Below are 17,945 nucleotides of genomic sequence, written 5' to 3' on the forward strand. Positions count from 1 at the left end.
ACGCAATCGAAAGATTAACGCTTTGAGAATTTGCGGTTAGTAAAACTAGAACAATTTTCCATTTGGCTGAATTTTAATCCATAATAATCCATACAATTTTTATTCAAATTACATATATTATGGAAGAAACTGGAACAAAATTCTTTAAGCTGGAAAACTTCGTGACCGATTGTGACCATTTAGCCGGTTATCTTACTGAACTTCATCCTTCTCAGGATTGAGTTCTTTTAATCTTAAAACTTTATATTGTAAAGATAATAGTTCGAATAATATCAATACAAATCCACATACAATTCCTACTCGTAACCACTCCCAAGGAATTACATTACGAAAAATTACTCCACATAAAAAGAGAAAACAAACGAAATAGCCACTATATAACTCATTTCTTAGCTCGCGTAAGCTTTTTCTTGATTTCATCTATTTTTCCTCCGGACAAAATATATTCTTATAATATATCAAAGTACAGTGAATAAATCTATCCTTCCTATAACATACTTTTACACCAGAAGAAAACAAATAAATATCCGAAGAGATATAAAAAATATATGGCATTGTTGTATAAACTCGTAGAGTAATAATTAATTATTGGCATTTATTAGTAACACTAATAAATGCTTTTTATTTTCTACCCTGCCAGTTATTAAAGTACTTTCTACTTAAAGCAATTATTATTAACGTCATCATCAAAGGACAAACATATTCTAAAATGGTCAATTGAATCAAGCCGAAGCTAATACCATGTTGCCAAAATGTAATAAGTCTAATTTGCCATGCCCACGGAATAACAGGCCAAATGAAATCAAATAAACTAGTTATACCTAGTAATGAAATAACAGTTCCAAAGAATCCCATGACTAAAGAGCCACCAATGCCCCATTTTAAAGCTATGACTTGTGCTAATTCATATTGAACCCAGCCACATAAGGCAAATACAATACTAGTTACTAAAGTCTTAAGAAAAGAAATACCAATAATATGATATAAAACCACTAAAATCAAATAATAAATCAAGGTAATTCCAATAATTTCAATTACATACCATAGCCAATAATAGTTAAGCTGACTTTGAATTGCTTTAGCTTTACTATATGGCTCAGTCAACCAGTTTTTGAAATCACCTGCTTTTTCCTCACGATCAAATACTAAACAAATGACAACGCTAATAATTATCGGTGATGCCATAGCTAGTATTTCATAAAAAGTGATAACCATATTTGAAGATGAAATTGCAAATCTACGACTTCCATAATATAGACCTAGCAAAATTGGAAAAGCAACTAAAATGATTAGGTGCATATATAATAGAAAACTTCGTTTTAATTTCGCATTTTCAGCTTTAAAAACTTGCTTAAGCATTCTTAATTACCTGCTTTTTAAAGAAGAATGCACTAAGATAACTTAGAACTAAAAAGAGAAGAATAGATGCAAGCATTGTCCAAGTACTATTGGGCAAAATTTCAGAACTTTTAATTAATAAGCCATTAACATGCATTTTAATCAATCTAACAGGCATTAAAGCAGACCATGTATAAGGAAAAATTTTACCAATTGTATAAGTATTAATCCAGATTGCAACTAAGCTTCCAATAAATGAAATTGCTATTGAAACGTACAAATTAGTTACTCTACTTATCCATGAATAAAGTGGAATTTCCCACAATGAAGCAATAAAAATCCCTAATATTGCGCCCATACATGCTAAAAGTGATACAGTTACAGGCATAAAAAAGCTTGCTATAGCTACTAGCACACACAATATAAGTGAAGTGATAAATGAAAGCAAAACACCATGTAATATTCTTCCTAGTTCATATTGAAATAAATTAACTGGTGAACTTAAGATCATCTTATATTCTGTACTGTTTTTTTCATGTCTATCATTTAAACCAATTATTAATGCAAGAAATAGATTTATCCAAATAAAACTCCACTGATTAATAATACTCTGTACGACGTAACCAGTTGAAGCAAAGAAAAGTGCTGTGACAACAGTCACTAATATTGGAAAGATCCAAATTAATTTCCTAATAACCGTTCGTTTGGTTTTTAAGACTTCAATAGAGCAAGCATTAAACATTTAGCACACCAGCTTTCTCTAATGTATTATTAAACAATTTTTCCAAGTCTGATTTGTGGTCATATGGCTGTTCTAGTAGAAGCTTACCGCCACCAATAATACCAATATTATCGGCTAAATGTTCAACTTCTGAGAGCATGTGACTAGAAATAATGATAGTAATATTCTTTTTCTTAAATTCAGCAATTAAATTTCTAAGTTGTTGGATGCCTAAAGGATCTAAGCCATTTGTAGGTTCATCTAAAATTAATAACTTGGGATTTCCTACTAAAGCTAAGCCAATACCCAAACGCTCTTTCATCCCTAAAGAAAAGTTCTTAGAAAGTTTATTTCCTGTAGTACTTAAGCCGACTGTTTGAAGGATATCATCAATTACAGAATCATCTACACCACGTAATCTAGTAATTACTTGTAAATTTTCTTTTGCCGTCAAATTACCATATAAAGGAGCATTTTCAATCAGAGAACCAATATCTTTTAAATCATTTCTTGTCCAATTGTGTCCATTAAATGTCACTTTGCCACTAGTTGCTGGAATCATCCCTGTTAAAATTTTCATCATAGTAGTTTTACCAGCGCCATTAGGACCTAAAAGACAATAAACTTGATTCCCTGGTACATGTAAACTAATACCATTAAGTACAACTTGATCCTTAAACTTTTTTACGACATCTGTAGTTTCTAATAAGTTAGTCATTTTCCTTCTCCCGATTAATCCTATTGTTTCTACTACTATTATATCATTAAACTCCATAAAGCGCTCTCTCACTATGATTATTTTTTATTATAGAAACAGCCTTAAAAGTAACTAACTTTTAAGGCTTGCCACGTTTGAGAAAAAAACAATATTTTTATTATTTTTTATCTTCTTCACTAGAAATATAATTACTAAACGGTTCATTCAGCTTATCATTATATTTCGAGTACCCGTATTTTGGTACTTCGACCATTCCTTTATCATCTATATATTTATCACGTTCGAAAAAGTCTTTAATATATTATGCTTGATTAAAATGCTCATGGTTCTGTTTTAATAGAGCATAAAAAATGTAATTCTGTCTAAATTTCTCTAGATTTTTCTCAATAAAATCTAGTTCATTCCCCAAATCAACATCTTCACTATTACAAACATCTCTTCATTTCTTTATTGTGTCATAATCACTATCTTTTATAGAACTTAAGATTCGTAAAGCTAGAACAATTTTCCATTTCACTGAATTTTAATCCATACAATTTTTATTTAAATTACATGTAATATGGAAGAAACTGGAACAAAATTCTTTAAGCTAGAAAACTTTGTAACCATTTAGTCGATTATCTTACCGAACTTCAACCTTTTTAGGATGAAGTTTTTTAGCATCTGTACTTACACCCTACTCAAAATCTGTGAGCAAATCTTCAAACCCGCACTGTGCGAATCGCTTCCCCAATCACGTTCATCGTAATTATCAATATCTGCAAGAGTATCTGCCGTAAATAAAATTTGAGCAAAATCTATTTTTCGAAAGTGCGCACAAGCTGCCATTCCCGCACATTCCATCTCAACTGTAGCAGCTCCAAGTTCACGGAATTGCTTAACTTTCTTAGGAGTTTCTCTAAAGAAACCATCAGTTGTCCAAGTGGTGATTTCTTTATAATCAATTTTCATATTTTTTATGGCTTTTTCAATTTCATCAAAATAATCAGACTTCATATCAATGAATTGTCCTGGTTCTTGATAATAAAACGAAGTCCCTTCTCCTCTAATAGCTTTGACTGGTAAAAACATTTCATTTTCAGGTAAATCGATCAATGCCCCTGCGTTGCCAAAAGCTAGAACCTGCTTTACTCCATACGCAATTAGCCAATCTAATAATTGGGTTGCGGCAGGAGCTCCAAGTGGTGCCTGACATAAAGTCAGTTTTTCACCATTGATTTCAATTTCATAGACATTCGGCTGAAAAGAAATGGAATCAAAATTTCCTAAAATCTTATGTGGAACCTGTTTTAAAAAGTTACCGATATCTTCCTTGGGTACAAATGCATACACTAATTTTCCATGAAACTTAAATGGGAATTGATCATGGTTAGGTTCAATAACTGCATGCTCATTACTATCAAAATCTAAAATAAAAGGTTTCTCACTCATACCTATCCCTCCAAATCATAACCACCATTCCGGTGTTAATTCACCTAATGTCATTACTTTATTGTTCTTATAATCCATCATTACTTCAATATCCTGATAATCTTTTTCCATCATTTGAACCATGAATTCACGACAGGCACCACATGGTGCACCATTTTTACCATCAGACAAAAGCGCCAATACACGTGAGATTTTAGTTTCACCATTAGTAATCATATTAAAAAGCGCATTTCTTTCAGCACATACGCCTAGAGTACAGGCTGTGTCAACACACACTCCGGTATAAATTTTTCCCGATTCTGACAATACTGCAGCAGCAACACCACCGGCTTCCATGTGATCGGATATTTCACGAAAGCCCTGTACTTTTTTGGCCGCTTGGAACATCTTCTGCCAAGTGGCATCCGGTGATGAATTAACTTTAATATTATTCATAACTTAATACTCCTTTTTCCTTATTAAAGGGACCGTAAACAAAATAATTGCAAAATAAAATGCTGAAACAATATACATCACGATTATATTTCCAGCTGACTTTATGATCAAATCACTGACAAACAATGAAATACTTACTAAGATTTCTGCTACAAAGGATACAACTGATAACATCATTGATTTATTCTTCTCACCATAAATTGATGTATTACTTGTTGCAGATATTTGCCCAGACATCATGCCCATCAGTAATTCAATTAATAAAAACAACGAAAGCAGTATATATCTATTAGAAATGCAACTACTTAAAATAAACAGGCTAATCATTAAACAAGTATTCAAAATAACCAATAGCTTAGTATCTAAAAATCCAACTATTTTATCAAAAATTGCGGATCCTAATAAAAGAGAACACATAAATAAGGTGTAAACCAATGACAAATTGAAATGTAATTTATCTACATAAATAATGGACCAATAATTTAAAATAAATTGAGTACCACAATCATAACCAGCATTTAATAAAAGGAGTATCCAAAAATTTCTTTTAGAAAAGAAACTAAGGAAGTTCCGACATTTTTGCATAATTGTCTTAGTACTTTCATGTTTAGCCTTATTATCTGTTAAAGAAAAATACTTTATTACACTAATAACAAAAACTGGATACAAGCCTAAACCTATTAAGGCAAACCAAATTGGCGCTGTATTAGTTATTCCAAACAAATAAGTCCCAATATTTCCGCCAATCAAAGTGGCTAAATTTAAAACTATTACTTGCCTACCCATTAGTTGTGTATCAGGTTGTATTTTGTGCTGCTCCTGCACCTCAGTAATATATGACAACAATGTCCCTGAATTGAAAGCAAGTCCTATACCATATAAAAATTCCGCTAAGGAAAACGAAATTACATTTCTAAACAGAATAAGCAATATAAAACTAATGCTGATAATTAAAGCAGATAAGTTCAAAACTTTTAGTCTTCCAACCTTATCAGATAGATACCCCGATGGTAAAAGACCAATTAAGATCCCAATGCTTTGAAAAGACTTAATAGAACTGATTGAACTATCTGGAATGCCATTGTTGGCATAAAACAGAGAAAAAATGCCTGACATTGATGAACGAAAGAGAGTAAAAAATGCAGTGAATAGTAAAAATATAAGTACTATTTGTTTTTCAATACCAATTTTCTTCATTTTACTTCTACCTTCCATTATCCATTTAATCAACTTAAAATTATATCTGACAAATGTTTCATTTGCAATAGAGAAATAATTTCGAATTATCGTCTGCTAAATAAGGATCTCTATTCTCTTCTTTGGTGTCCAATACCTTGAATAAATCAATCAGAGCCCGACGCATACTTTTAGCATCAAAATCCTGCAAATAATCATGGAACATGTTTTTATGTCCGAAGATTCCTGCATCTTCGGCATACAGACAGAAAACAATTCTAACAGATAATTGGTTAATGCTTTCCTGCGTGTGCTTTGAGTCCGGATCCTTATACTGCTTTAGCAATTCAGAATAAATTTTTCCTACCAGTTCACCAGCTGCCAATGAAACACGCTGCTCTTTTTCCAGGTGCTCGTTTCCCTTGTCAACCAAAAACTCTAAACGGTAGTATTCTTTTCCTAAATCCTCTAGTTTAATAACCTGCGGCTCACTGTTCGGATGTTCCATGTCATAGACCCGGAATTCCTTAAAGTTTGATGTAGCAATCCAGCGTGGGCGTTGCGAATATGGAAGATTGGCAGAATAGCGCTTGGCTTGCTGATAAGGCGTCAAGAATGAGCCATCAGACTGCTTTATTCCTTTATCCAAATCTTTGGTACTTGATTTTTGCTCAATCATGACCTTCGTTTGGTCGATATAGCCATCGATAAAAGAAGTGTTGTCCAGCTTTACACGTTTTTCAAAGTGAATGAATTGCTCTGGATTTTCAACCCCGAGAACATGTTCTAAGAGGTCAAGCCAAAAAGATTGGCTATCCTGTCTTTCATCACCCCGATTAGTCCAATTATTGACAAATTCTTTCGCTTGCTTTTTCTATTGTGTAACATCCATATTTTTCTCCTTTTTGCTAACTTCCATTTTAACAAGTTGTAGCAACCTTTTTTATAAAAAAGAAAAAAAGTAGCCACAAATATTTGCGGCTACTCTTGCTTCCATGCTTTTGTTGTCTGCTGATGCTGACACACACTTTTCTTCTTGTGTCAGAGCGTGTGTCAAAATTATCTGTAAATAACTCTTCACAAGTCTAAATATCTGTATAGAAATACTAAAAAGCCTATCATACCGGGCTTCTTCAACCTCAGATGATAGACTTTTTTACAGTTGTTTAATACGCTTAGTGCCAATTATTGGAATCGAACCAACGACCTTCTCTTTACGAGGGAGATGCTCTACCAACTGAGCTAAATTGGCATTTTTTTCAACTCTTTTATTATAGCAAATGAAGGGACAATGTCAAACACAACTTTTGGAGCTTGAATTTCTCCCACCAAAAAAGCCCAAGACCGCAGTCTTGAGCTGAAAATTGAGATAATAAGAGAGATTATTTTTCACTGGTGAATTGCACCAGGTGCTTTTGGAACTGGCCAGGTTGGTCGCATAGCCGACTACCAGGTAAGACTGGCCGTAGAGCAAAAGGACAGTCCATAATTTTTAGAGTCTTTTTTTTAGGCTTCAATAATCGTAATTTCGCCGACCCGCATGATGTCGGAGTAGACCTGCACATCCCTGCCGTCAAAGAGGTTGTGGTAGATGCCTTCTGGCAATTTAGTCTGGATAGCAACAGCGTTGCCCGTCGTGTTAAAAATCCCCACCAGTTTCTTTGGCTCACGATCGGCATCCACAGCCGTCGTTTCCGTGTAGACTGCTTCAAAGACGCCATCACGCACGATCTTGGCCTCAAAGTTGCCTTCGGCCATGATCGGCAGCTGCTTGATCTCGTGCATCTTTTGCATGAGCGGAGTTAAGTCAATATCCCCGCTCCAGTCAACTGGATCCTTGTCAAAGAGGGTCACGTGGTGAGCGTCGCCCTTTTCTTCCCCGTTGTAAATGAGCGTTGCCCCCTTCATGAAGTAGACAAAGGCGGTCATGGCGCGCAAGGCGGATTCATCGTCGATCATGCCGTGGGCCCGCAGGAGGTCGTGATTTTCCAGGAAGTGGGCCTTGACGTAGTTTTCAGGATAAACGCCCTCTTGCCGGTTGAGGCCGGCGATGTAGTCGCGGTAGTCCTTTTGCCCGGTCAAGGCCCCCCTGAGATCGGCGTAGATGTCATAGTCATAGGTCATGTCAAAGGCAGAGTAGAGCTCAGAGTCAGACCCGCCAACCGCACCTTTTGTCCGCAAGAAGCGGATAAAGCCCGGGTCGCCAGATTCAGCCAGCCAGATAGCGCCAGGCCGCACCTTGGCAACGGCTTCTCGAGCTTTTTGCCAAAAGGCTACTGGCACCATCGGGGCAACGTCGCAGCGGAAGCCGTCGACGTACTTGGCCCACATGCAGAGGGTCTCAATTTGGTAGTCCCAAAGCTCTTGGTGACTGTAGTCCAGGTCGATGACGTCGCTCCAGTCGCCGACCTTGTTGCCAAAGTCGCCGTTAGCCTTGTGGTAGAACCAGTCAGGGTGTTCCCTAGCTAAAACTGAGTCAGGAGAAGTGTGGTTATAAACGCAGTCGATGATGACCTTCATCCCCTTGGCGTGGATGTCATCGCACAGGCGCTTAAAGTCATCTATGTCGCCAAATTCCGGGTTGATGGCCCGGTAGTCGGAGATGGCATAGGGTGATCCCAGGCTCCCCTTCCGATTTTTCACGCCAGATGGCTGGATGGGCAAGAGCCAGATGATGTCGGTGCCCAAGGCCTTGATCCGGTCCAGGTCGCGTCTAACCCCTTCAAAGTTTCCTTCTTTTGAATAGTTTCTGACAAAAATGCTGTAAATGACCTGGTGGCGCAGGTCGATATTTGTATCAAGTGCCATTTTTCCTCCTCGCCCTAAGGGCTGTTTAATCTTACATCTTATCTTAGCCTAATCCACAAGCGCTTTCAGCATCCCTGGCTCATGTTACCGGTAACTGTTTTTAGAAAAAATTCTACTAGATCTAGTAGTCGGTTTAGCGGTTACACCACTAAATATACAGATTCCGGACCTTGTCACCACAACTTCCCTATGTTATTCTAAGTTCATCGAATAATGTTGGCCCTATTCAAGAACATTGTTCGTGTATTGTCAAAAGTCCAAAGTATTAACAAGGAGATTTTTCATGAAGACTAATCGCTACGTTGTTGCTTTGGCGGGGGTCATGCTACACTTGATGATTGGATCAGTGTATGCTTGGAGCGTTTACGCTAAGCCAATCGCGGCTGCCACCCGCTGGAGCGAATCATCGATTTCATTTGCCTTTAGCTTGGCAATCTTTTTCCTGGGGATGTCAGCCGCCTTTATGGGACGACTGGTGGAAAAGTTCAGCCCGCGGGTGACCGGCACCATCGCCGCCATCTGCTACGGCTTAGGAACTGCCCTGACCGGGATCGCCATTCAAAGCGGCCACTTGTGGCTGCTCTACCTGGCTTACGGGGTGATCGGGGGCCTGGGATTAGGTGCTGGCTATGTCACGCCAATTTCCACCATTATCAAGTGGTTCCCAGATAGAAGAGGCTTAGCCACTGGCTTAGCCATCATGGGTTTTGGCTTTGCGGCGCTCTTAACCAGCCCCATCGCCCAATTCTTGATGGCACATGTCGGCTTAACCCGGACCTTCTACATCTTGGGAGCTAGCTACTTTTTGATCATGCTGGTCTCAGCTCAATTTATTAAAAAGCCAACGGATGAAGACCTGGCAGACTTTAAGGCTGCGCAAAAGAAGTCTGTATCCCTGACCGGCCTCAACCTCACGGCTAACGAAGCCTTGAAGACCAAGACTTTCTACCTTTTATGGTTTATGTTCTTCATCAGCATCACCTGCGGGATTGCCCTGGTTTCAGCAGCTTCCCCAATGGCGCAGGAATTGACCGGGATGAGCGCAGCTGGGGCGGCCATGATGGTCGGCATCATCGGCCTCTTCAACGGTTTCGGGCGCCTGGTTTGGGCAACCTTGTCTGACTACATCGGGCGGCCACTCACCTACAGCCTGATCTTTGTCGTTGACATGGCCATGTTTATCATTTTGATCTTTACCCATGTTCCAATGATTTTTGCCATTGCCTTGTGCCTCTTGATGTCTTGCTACGGCGCCGGCTTCTCAGTGATTCCGGCCTACCTGGGGGATGTCTTTGGCACTAAGGAACTTGGCGCTATTCACACTGCTTGGGCCGCAGCCGGCATGGTGGGACCAGTTCTGCTGTCTTTTACCCACCAGGTTTTAAAGAGCTACTACGTAACCTTGGCGGTCTTTATCGCCCTTGCCGGGATACCCTGGCAGTTTCCTTCACGGTGCAAAAGTCTTGGACGACGATTGCTAAAACTGAAGAATACTAATAACAAACATTAAACTGAACACAATTAACTGACTAAAAAACTGAACAACGCGAAAGCTCCTGCCGGTAAGAGGCGGGAGCTTTTTTGCGTTATAATGGAAAAAACGAGTTATGGAGGAAACCATGCGCCTTGCCAAGAAATTACAGAAGTTAAGAGAAGAAAAGGGGCTGAGCCAAGCGGAGCTAGCCCAGGAGTTGTTCACCAGCGAAAGCGAAGTGGCCAGCTGGGAAAGTGGCGACAAAGTGCCGGAAATCGGCTATATCGCTAAGCTAGCGGTCTTCTATGATGTCCCGGCTGATGAGTTAACAGACGACGATACGCCTGACCCAGAAGAAGAGGCTAATGATGCTGAAGCTAAAAAGGCTAAGCGGAAAAAGATTAATCTGATCTACTGGCTCGTCTGGGCCGTGATCTACCTGGCAGTCAGCCTAGTTACTGGCAAGTGGGGAGCAAGCTGGACCCTGCTGCTGCTGGGCGGTGCCATCTGGCTGATCGCGGCCGGCTTTCGCTGGGTTAATTCGACTAAATAAGAAAGGAGCTGCTTCTTTGTGGAAGACAGCTCCTTTTGCTTACTTATAAATTATTGGATGACATGATGTAAAAGATAAGCACGGCCGCAATAATAATGGTAATTACCAAAGCCAAAATACTGGCTACTACAAAATTCAGACCATGCTTAGTAAATGTCATCAGAAGAATGTCAGCAAGAAACATGCCAGCAATTATTACAATCCAATTAGCTACGCTTGCATAACCAAGATGGGAAAGTAGCAGAATCACTGGCAACGATGCAACCAGACAAACTACGATTGCCCAATAAATCTTCGGTGGGTACATGTGGGACAGGCGTTCCTGCATTTTCTTCATTTTTACTCACCCCTTTCTTTTTTCACTGTAATACCATATATCTCGTTTGTCAAAATTTCTCGCCTATTAATCATCATTTCCTCCCGAACCTGATACAATTAAGGCAAACTACTTCAGAAAGCAGGGAAAGCATGCTGAAAGACGGCCTTTACGAACAAATCATCAACCAAGAAATCCTGGATCAGCTGGCACGGCTGGACAAGGACCACTACCAGATTACTTTGGACAAGCTGAACGCCGATGACGCCCGCAAGCTCTTAACCATCTACCTGTCCCAGGTCATCCGGTCAGGCCTGCACTACCTGCGCGACAGCTTCAAGTCCGGTCAGGACAAGGAAGCCCTCTTGGCCCAGATCCGCCTGGCCAACTCAATCGTTGACCAGGTTGCCCAGCATACCAAAGAGGCTGACTATCAGGACCTGCAGATTCTGGAAAAGGGCGAGATCCTGACCTCCATCTATCAGAAGATGAGCCGGGCCCAGAAGATCAGTCCAATCCGCCCCAAGACCTCTTTGGTGGAGAATGCCCTGTTTACTGGGAGCAAGAATGAGCCCAGCATGCTCAGCGAAATCAAGAAGGAAATTGCCTCCTCCGACCAGGTCGATCTCCTTGTCTCCTTCATCAAGTGGTCCGCCATCCGGCCGCTATTGAGTGACCTGACGGCTTTCTGCCAAGCTGGCCACCACTTGCGGGTGATCGCAACGACCTACACCCAGGCAACCGACTACAAGGCCATCTTAACCCTAAGCCAGCTGCCCAATACCACCGTCAAGATCAACTACGAAACCCAGCACGCCCGCCTGCACGCCAAGTCCTATCTTTTTAAAAGGGAGACTGGCTTTTCCACGGCCTATATCGGCTCATCCAACTTGTCAAATGCCGCGCTGACCACGGGCCTTGAATGGAACGTCAAGGTAACCGAGCAGGAGTCCTTTGACATCGTCAACAAGTTCGCCGTTTCCTTCGAGAGCTACTGGAACGACCCCTCTTTTGAGACTTTTGACCCTCAAAGCGAAAGCTGCCGGCAAAAGCTGCAAGCGGAGCTGAACAAGCAAGCCCAGACCGACTTCCACTTGGAAAGCAGCATCCGTCCCTACAGCTACCAGCAGGAGATCCTGGACCAGCTGCAGGCTGAACGGGAAGTCTACGGCCATTGCAAGAACCTGCTCGTGGCCGCGACTGGGGTTGGGAAGACCATCATCGCGGCGTTTGACTTCAAGCGCTATTTGACCAAGCATCCCGCCGCCCGCCTCCTCTTCGTCGCCCACCGCCAGGAAATCCTGGAGCAGAGCCGGCAGAAATTCCGTGAGGTCCTTAACGACTTCAACTTTGGCCAGCTCAATGTCGGCGGCTGCAAGCCGGAAAATTACGACCACCTGTTTACCTCAATCCAGTCCTTCAACTCTGACAAAATGGCTGACCTTTTGCCCAGCGACTACTATGACTTCATCATCGTCGACGAGTTCCACCATGCCGCCGCCAAGTCCTACCAGCAATTGCTCAGCCACTTCCAGCCCAAGATTCTGCTGGGCCTGACGGCGACCCCGGACCGGATGGACGGCCAGGACGTGCTGAAATACTTCGACGGACGGGTCGCGGCTGAAATGTTGCTGGGCGAGGCGATCGATCGGCAATTGCTCTGCCCCTTCCAGTATTTCGGGGTCACCGACAATGTCGACTACTCCAAGCTCAAGTGGAGCCGGGGGCAGTATGAGGTCAGCGAGCTGGAAAACGTCTATACAGCTAACGATGCCCGGGCCAAGCTGGTTCTCAAGAACGTCCGCCGCTACTGCAACGATCTAAATGACGTCAAGGGCCTGGGCTTCTGCGTCAGCGTCAAGCACGCCGAGTTCATGGCCACCTGCTTCAACCAGGCCGGCATCAAGGCCGCGGCCCTGTCCGGGCAAAGCAGCGCTCTTGACCGCCGCCGGGTCAAAAGCGACCTGACTGCTGGCAAGATCAACTTTATTTTCATCGTGGACCTCTACAACGAAGGGGTGGACATCCCCTGTGTCAACACCATCCTCTTCCTGCGGCCAACCCAAAGTCCGACCATCTTCCTCCAGCAGCTGGGGCGGGGGCTGCGGCTTAGTCCAGGCAAGGACTGCCTGACGGTCCTGGACTTCATTGGCCAAGCCAACCGCCACTACAATTACCAAGCCAAGCTCCGGGCACTGATCGGCCAAGGGCGCTCTTTAAACCGCGAGATCAAGGACGACTTTCCCCACCTGCCATCATCCTGCTACCTGGAGCTGGAGCCTGAGGCCAAGCGCTATATCCTTGACAACCTGAAGCAAAATGCCGCCAACAAACTGGGCCTGACCCAGCGTGTAAAGACTTTTGAAGCAGACACGGGCGAAAAGCTGACCCTAGCCAACTTCCTGGATGCCTATGATTTAAGCCTCTACGACTTTTACCAAAGCAACGGCTCACGCTCGCTCTTTCGCCTGAAGAAGTGGGCAGGACTTTTGCAAGATGACCGGGACGTGGACAACCAGGTCTACCAGAAGTTCAGCAATTTCTTCCATATTGATTCCAAGAGCCTGCTGGACTACTGGCTGGCTTATCTGGAGCAGCCAAGCGAGGCGGTTAGCGAGAATGAGCGCCTGATGTTGGGGATGCTCTACTACAGCTTCTACAAGAAGAAGCCGGCCCAGATGGGCTTTCAGGATCTGCATGAAGGGATCGCGGCCTTCTTGAAGGAAGACTTCGTCAAAGAAGAGCTGCTAGAAGTCCTCCGCTACCGGCAACAGCAGCTGAAGCTGCTACCAAAGGCCAATGAGTATCCCTTCGCCTGTCCCTTGGAAGTCCATTGCCGCTACAATATCAACCAGATCATGGCCGCGTTTGACTACTTCAACCAGGACCAGTCCCCGGAATTCCGGGAAGGGGTTAAGTATTTCGCGGATAAAAAGACCGATATCTTCCTGATCAACCTGAACAAGAGCGAAAAGGACTTCTCCCCGTCAACCATGTACGAGGACTATGCCATCAATTCCTACCTCTTCCACTGGCAGAGCCAGAGCCAGGACCGGCTGACCAGTCCCAAGATTCAGCGCTATCTCCACCAGGGCGAGACGGGCAATCAGATTTCGCTTTTCGTCAGAGAATTCAAACAGCAGGGAACCTATACGGCTCCTTATACCTTCCTGGGCAATGCCGATTATGTCTCCAGCCAGGGCGAGCGACCGGTTTCCTTTATCTGGCGCCTGCACCAGGCCATTCCGGCCAGCCTCTTGCCAAAAGCCAACAAGGCGATTGCCTTATAAATGTCCGTGTTATAAGTGCTATTTTCTGCTATACTAGGCTTGTACGATAGGTTTTGCAAAAGTATCTATTAACTGAAAAGGAGTAAATAATTGAAAATTTTAGTTGTTGGCGGTGCGGGCTACATTGGCTCACACGCAGTTAGACGGTTAGTTGCCGATGGCAATGATGTTGTTGTATTGGACTCACTTTTTACCGGGCACAGAGAAGCGGTTGACCCAAAAGCCAAGTTTTACCAAGTTGACCTCCTGGACACCCCAGCTGTTGCCAAGGTTTTGAAGGATGAACAAATCGAAGCTGTAATGCACTTTGCTGCTTACTCTTTGGTTGGCGAATCTGTGAAAAAGCCTCTGAAGTACTACAAGAACAACGTTTCTGGCATGATCAGCCTTTTGGAAGCCATGGAAGAAACTGGCGTGAAGTACCTCGTCTTCTCCTCCAGTGCTGCCACCTACGGCATCCCTAAGACCCTGCCAATCACCGAAGAAACCCCACTTAACCCTATCAACCCTTACGGGGAAACCAAGATGATGATGGAAAAGATCATGCACTGGGCTGACAAGGCTAACGGCATCAAGTCCATCGCCCTGCGCTACTTCAACGTGGCCGGCGCTAGCCTCGACGGGTCAATCGGTGAAGACCACCACCCAGAAACCCACTTGATTCCAAACATCATGAAGGCTGCCCTGTCAGGCGACGGCAACTTCACCATCTTTGGCGATGACTACAACACCAAAGACGGTACCAACGTCCGCGACTACGTTCACGTCGTAGACCTGATCGACGCCCATGTTTTGGCCTTGAAGCACCTGATGGAAACCAACCAAAGCGACGTCTTCAACCTGGGCACGGCTAACGGCTTCTCCAACTTGGAAATCCTCCGCGCTGCTATCAAGGTCACTGGCATCGACATCCCTTACACTATCGGGCCTCGCCGCGGCGGCGACCCTGACTCACTCGTTGCTGACTCCACCAAGGCCCGCAAGGTTCTGGGCTGGCAGCCACAACACGAAAACGTTGACGACATCATCGCCAGCGCTTGGAACTGGCACCAAAAGCACCCAAACGGCTTTGCTAAATAATAGAAACGAAAAAGATTGCCTCACGGCAATCTTTTTTCTTTTGCTATTTTTCTGTTTCTTAGTTTTGCCTTTTGCTTTTTCTTTTAAAAAAGGGACCCGCAGCCTGAGATCATCTTGAAGAGGTCTTCCCGGTAGTCAGGGTCTTCTTTTCTTAGACTGGAAATGGCCACGCCAAAGTGCTCGGAATAGCCGGTGGAGTTGATGTACTTGCCCTGGCCGATGTACATGGCCACGTGGCCTGGGAAGAAGATCAAGTCCCCTGGTAAAAGCTCTTCAAAGCCGATCTCGTGGATCGGCCACTCGGCCTTGATTTCGGCATCCCGCCAGATCAAGACCCCGTTCAGCATATAGGACATAAAGACCAGCCCTGAGCAGTCGATCCCCAGCGGCGTCTTCCCCGCCCAGCGGTACTGGACGCCCAGGTACTTTTGAGCCGTTTCAACCACGGCGGCCCTGAAGCTGTCTTCATCAGGCTTGCCCTGCAGCAAGAAGTAGTCTGGGTTCTCGCTCCACAAGTAGTCGTCTTCGTCTTGTCTTTCGCCAATGGCCGTGTGCGACACCCAGCCGGTCATGCCGCTGACCAGTTCGACTTCGACATAGCCGTCTGTCTCATTGCCAGTCGTTTTGACAAAAGAACCCCGGTAAAGGGTGGTTAAAATTTCTGATGACACCTTGGGCAAGCTCAAGACGTCGATAGCTGGCCGGGTAATCATTTTCAGCAGCCGGGTCTTTAGTTCCACTAGGTTGACCGTGGTCACCGCCTCTTTGGGTAGGTAGCCTTCATAGCCATAGTGGGTGGTCACGTACCAGTAATCTGCTTTTTTATCAGTTGCCTTCACGGCCCAGCCGTACAGGACTTCATCAGTCCGGGATGTTAAGTCGTCTGCTAGCAGCCATTCTGCTGACTTGTTGATGATGCCGTACATTTTTCCTTTTCTCCTTTAAAACAATCCCTTATTACGTAATTATCTCATTCTTAAGGAAAAAGAGGCAATAGTCCCGGTCAAAAGTTAAGATTTTTAACAGATTGTCCCCTGATACTTAAATTAATTTCACTTTCATTTAGCCTGTGTTAAAATATTTCATGTAACTAAATGGAGGCTTTATGGAAGAAAAGAAACAAACTAGCGAACAAACGACTTATAAGCGGTCTTTGACCAATGCCCATATCCAGCTGATTGCCTTGGGCGGCACGATCGGCACCGGGCTCTTCTTGGGGGTAGGCAATTCCATCCAAAAGACCGGCCCATCCGTCATCTTGATCTACATCATCGTCGGCTTGATGCTGTTCATCTTGATGCGGGCCCTGGGTGAATTGATCATTTCGGATTTAAAGAAGCACACCTATATTGAATTTATTGAAAAATATCTTGGCGCCTCGATCGGCAAGGTGACCGGCTACCTCTACTGGCTCAGCTGGATCATCCTGGCCATGGCGGAAACGACAGCCTTGGGCATCTACTTCAAGGCCTGGTTCCCCCATTTGCCAACTTGGCTGCCAGGGATCTTGTCGGTAGCAGTGCTCTTGGTAATCAACCTGATTTCGGCTCGCTTTTTCGGGAATTTGGAATTTGCCTTTGCCATCATCAAAATCTTGATGATCGTCTTCTTCGTCCTGTTCGCCGGCTACATGCTCGTCGCTGGGCAAAAGACCCAGTACGGGCAAGTCAGCTTGAGCAACTTGTACAATAACGGCTTTTTCGTTAAGGGTGCCGGCGGCTTTTTACAAGCCTTCCAAATGGTCATCTTCTCCTTCATCGGGGTGGAACTGATCGGGCTGACAGCTTCAGAAGCTAAGGACCCGCACAAGACCATCAAGAGCGCCATCAACGAACTGCCAGTCAGAATCATCCTCTTCTATGTCTTGGCAATCGTGGCTATTTTAGTCATCCTGCCTTGGAACAAGGTAACGGTCGCCAGCTCACCTTTTGTCCAAGCCTTAAACGGCGCTGGCTTTTCCGGGGCCGGCAACCTGATCAACTTTGTCGTGATCACGGCTGCTATTTCCTCGACCAACAGTTTTATCTATAGCGCCGGCCGCCTGCTTTTCTCCGTGACTTTAGGAGGAGAAGGCAAGTGGAACAATTTCTTCGGGCACTTAAATCACAGACAATTGCCACTGCGAGCCCTCTGCTTCTCAGCACTCTTGATCGCCTGCGCCCCAATCCTGACCCTGATCATGGGCGATGAAGCCTTTAGCTTTATCTCTGCAATTGCGACCAGCATGTTCCTGATCATCTGGATCATCATGACCTTAACCCACCTGGTCTATCGGAAGAAGACGCCTAAAGAAGAGCAGCACGAGTTTAAACTCCCACTCTTCCCATATCTGGACTACCTGGTCCTGGCCTTCTTCATCAGCATGATCATCTTGCTGCTGTGCCTGGAAAGCTACCGGGTCCCAATGATCACGGCTTTGATTACCTTCGCTGTCCTCTACGGTTTCAGCAAGGCCCTCAACAAGAAAAATGAAGCAGCAAAATAATTAATGAGATACAACAAAAGCTGACCGCAAGGTCAGCTTTTTTATGTGCTTTAGTATTTCAACAAGAAAAGGCCGTTACGCTTAAGCAACGTAAGCACCCAATAGCAGAGTATATTAAAA

The 17,945-nt window shown here is 43.8% G+C and carries 15 protein-coding genes, 1 tRNA gene and 1 pseudogene; 5 read left to right on the forward strand and 12 right to left on the reverse strand.

Features of this window, described 5'->3' with window-relative positions; translation table 11 throughout:
- Positions 1-192: 192 nt before the first annotated feature.
- The 10 genes and pseudogenes from FC20_RS10135 to FC20_RS07105 all read right to left on the reverse strand — a co-directional run bounded on the left by FC20_RS10135 (position 193) and on the right by FC20_RS07105 (position 8,627).
- Positions 193-420, reverse strand: coding sequence for a hypothetical protein (locus FC20_RS10135; protein WP_081586759.1), 228 nt, complete (start codon positions 418-420; stop codon positions 193-195).
- A gap of 201 nt (positions 421-621) precedes the next feature.
- The gene (locus FC20_RS07065) at positions 622-1,359 is read right to left on the reverse strand and encodes an ABC transporter permease (RefSeq protein WP_008459798.1); all 738 of its coding nucleotides are present in this window, start codon (positions 1,357-1,359) and stop codon (positions 622-624) included.
- Positions 1,352-1,999, reverse strand: a complete 648-nt coding sequence (locus FC20_RS07070; protein WP_236697646.1) for a lantibiotic immunity ABC transporter MutE/EpiE family permease subunit — start codon at positions 1,997-1,999, stop codon at positions 1,352-1,354. Before FC20_RS07070 ends, FC20_RS07065 begins: the two co-directional genes overlap by 8 nt.
- Positions 2,000-2,072: 73 nt before the next feature.
- Entirely contained in the window at positions 2,073-2,777 is a 705-nt protein-coding gene (locus FC20_RS07075) for a lantibiotic protection ABC transporter ATP-binding subunit (protein WP_008459797.1), read from the reverse strand.
- Positions 2,778-3,446: 669 nt separating this feature from the next.
- Entirely contained in the window at positions 3,447-4,208 is a 762-nt protein-coding gene (locus FC20_RS07080) for a nucleoside phosphorylase (protein ID WP_008459795.1), read from the reverse strand.
- Positions 4,209-4,223: 15 nt separating this feature from the next.
- Positions 4,224-4,643: a cytidine deaminase family protein gene (locus FC20_RS07085; RefSeq protein ID WP_008459794.1), complete on the reverse strand. Its 420-nt coding sequence runs from the start codon at positions 4,641-4,643 to the stop codon at positions 4,224-4,226.
- 3 nt (positions 4,644-4,646) lie between these two features.
- Positions 4,647-5,840, reverse strand: coding sequence for an MFS transporter (locus FC20_RS10755; RefSeq protein ID WP_039943088.1), 1,194 nt, complete (start codon positions 5,838-5,840; stop codon positions 4,647-4,649).
- 76 nt (positions 5,841-5,916) lie between these two features.
- Positions 5,917-6,711 (reverse strand): annotated as a pseudogene (locus tag FC20_RS11060) (type IIL restriction-modification enzyme MmeI); the annotation flags it as partial.
- A 287-nt stretch (positions 6,712-6,998) separates the two neighbouring features.
- A tRNA-Thr gene (locus FC20_RS07100) sits at positions 6,999-7,071 on the reverse strand.
- A gap of 254 nt (positions 7,072-7,325) precedes the next feature.
- Entirely contained in the window at positions 7,326-8,627 is a 1,302-nt protein-coding gene (locus FC20_RS07105) for an alpha-amylase family glycosyl hydrolase (protein WP_008459785.1), read from the reverse strand.
- A gap of 283 nt (positions 8,628-8,910) precedes the next feature.
- Here FC20_RS07105 and FC20_RS07110 point away from each other — a divergent pair, with 283 nt between their 5' ends.
- Both FC20_RS07110 and FC20_RS07115 read left to right on the forward strand, forming a co-directional pair.
- Positions 8,911-10,137 (forward strand): L-lactate MFS transporter, encoded by a 1,227-nt coding sequence (locus tag FC20_RS07110; RefSeq protein ID WP_008459784.1) that lies wholly within the window; start codon positions 8,911-8,913, stop codon positions 10,135-10,137.
- 109 nt (positions 10,138-10,246) lie between these two features.
- Positions 10,247-10,654, forward strand: a complete 408-nt coding sequence (locus FC20_RS07115) for a helix-turn-helix domain-containing protein (RefSeq protein WP_008459781.1) — start codon at positions 10,247-10,249, stop codon at positions 10,652-10,654.
- Between the two features lie 43 nt (positions 10,655-10,697).
- Here the strand turns inward: FC20_RS07115 and FC20_RS07120 are convergent, their stop codons facing one another.
- Positions 10,698-10,991, reverse strand: coding sequence for a hypothetical protein (locus FC20_RS07120; protein ID WP_008459772.1), 294 nt, complete (start codon positions 10,989-10,991; stop codon positions 10,698-10,700).
- Positions 10,992-11,122: 131 nt separating this feature from the next.
- On the opposite strand from FC20_RS07120, the gene FC20_RS07125 reads away from it, so the two are divergent.
- Both FC20_RS07125 and galE read left to right on the forward strand, forming a co-directional pair.
- Complete coding sequence (locus tag FC20_RS07125; RefSeq protein WP_008459765.1) at positions 11,123-14,260, forward strand: DUF3427 domain-containing protein; 3,138 nt, start codon at positions 11,123-11,125, stop codon at positions 14,258-14,260.
- Positions 14,261-14,350: 90 nt separating this feature from the next.
- Entirely contained in the window at positions 14,351-15,340 is a 990-nt protein-coding gene (galE, locus tag FC20_RS07130; RefSeq protein ID WP_008459764.1) for a UDP-glucose 4-epimerase GalE, read from the forward strand.
- A gap of 83 nt (positions 15,341-15,423) precedes the next feature.
- On the opposite strand, the gene FC20_RS07135 is transcribed toward galE, so the two are convergent.
- Positions 15,424-16,266, reverse strand: a complete 843-nt coding sequence (locus tag FC20_RS07135; RefSeq protein WP_008459763.1) for a C40 family peptidase — start codon at positions 16,264-16,266, stop codon at positions 15,424-15,426.
- Positions 16,267-16,445: 179 nt separating this feature from the next.
- Here FC20_RS07135 and FC20_RS07140 point away from each other — a divergent pair, with 179 nt between their 5' ends.
- Positions 16,446-17,825: an amino acid permease gene (locus FC20_RS07140; protein ID WP_008459762.1), complete on the forward strand. Its 1,380-nt coding sequence runs from the start codon at positions 16,446-16,448 to the stop codon at positions 17,823-17,825.
- The last annotated feature ends 120 nt before the right edge of the window (positions 17,826-17,945 follow it).

It is taken from the genome of Lactobacillus equicursoris DSM 19284 = JCM 14600 = CIP 110162, assembly GCF_001434815.1.
Lineage (GTDB): Bacteria > Bacillota > Bacilli > Lactobacillales > Lactobacillaceae > Lactobacillus > Lactobacillus equicursoris.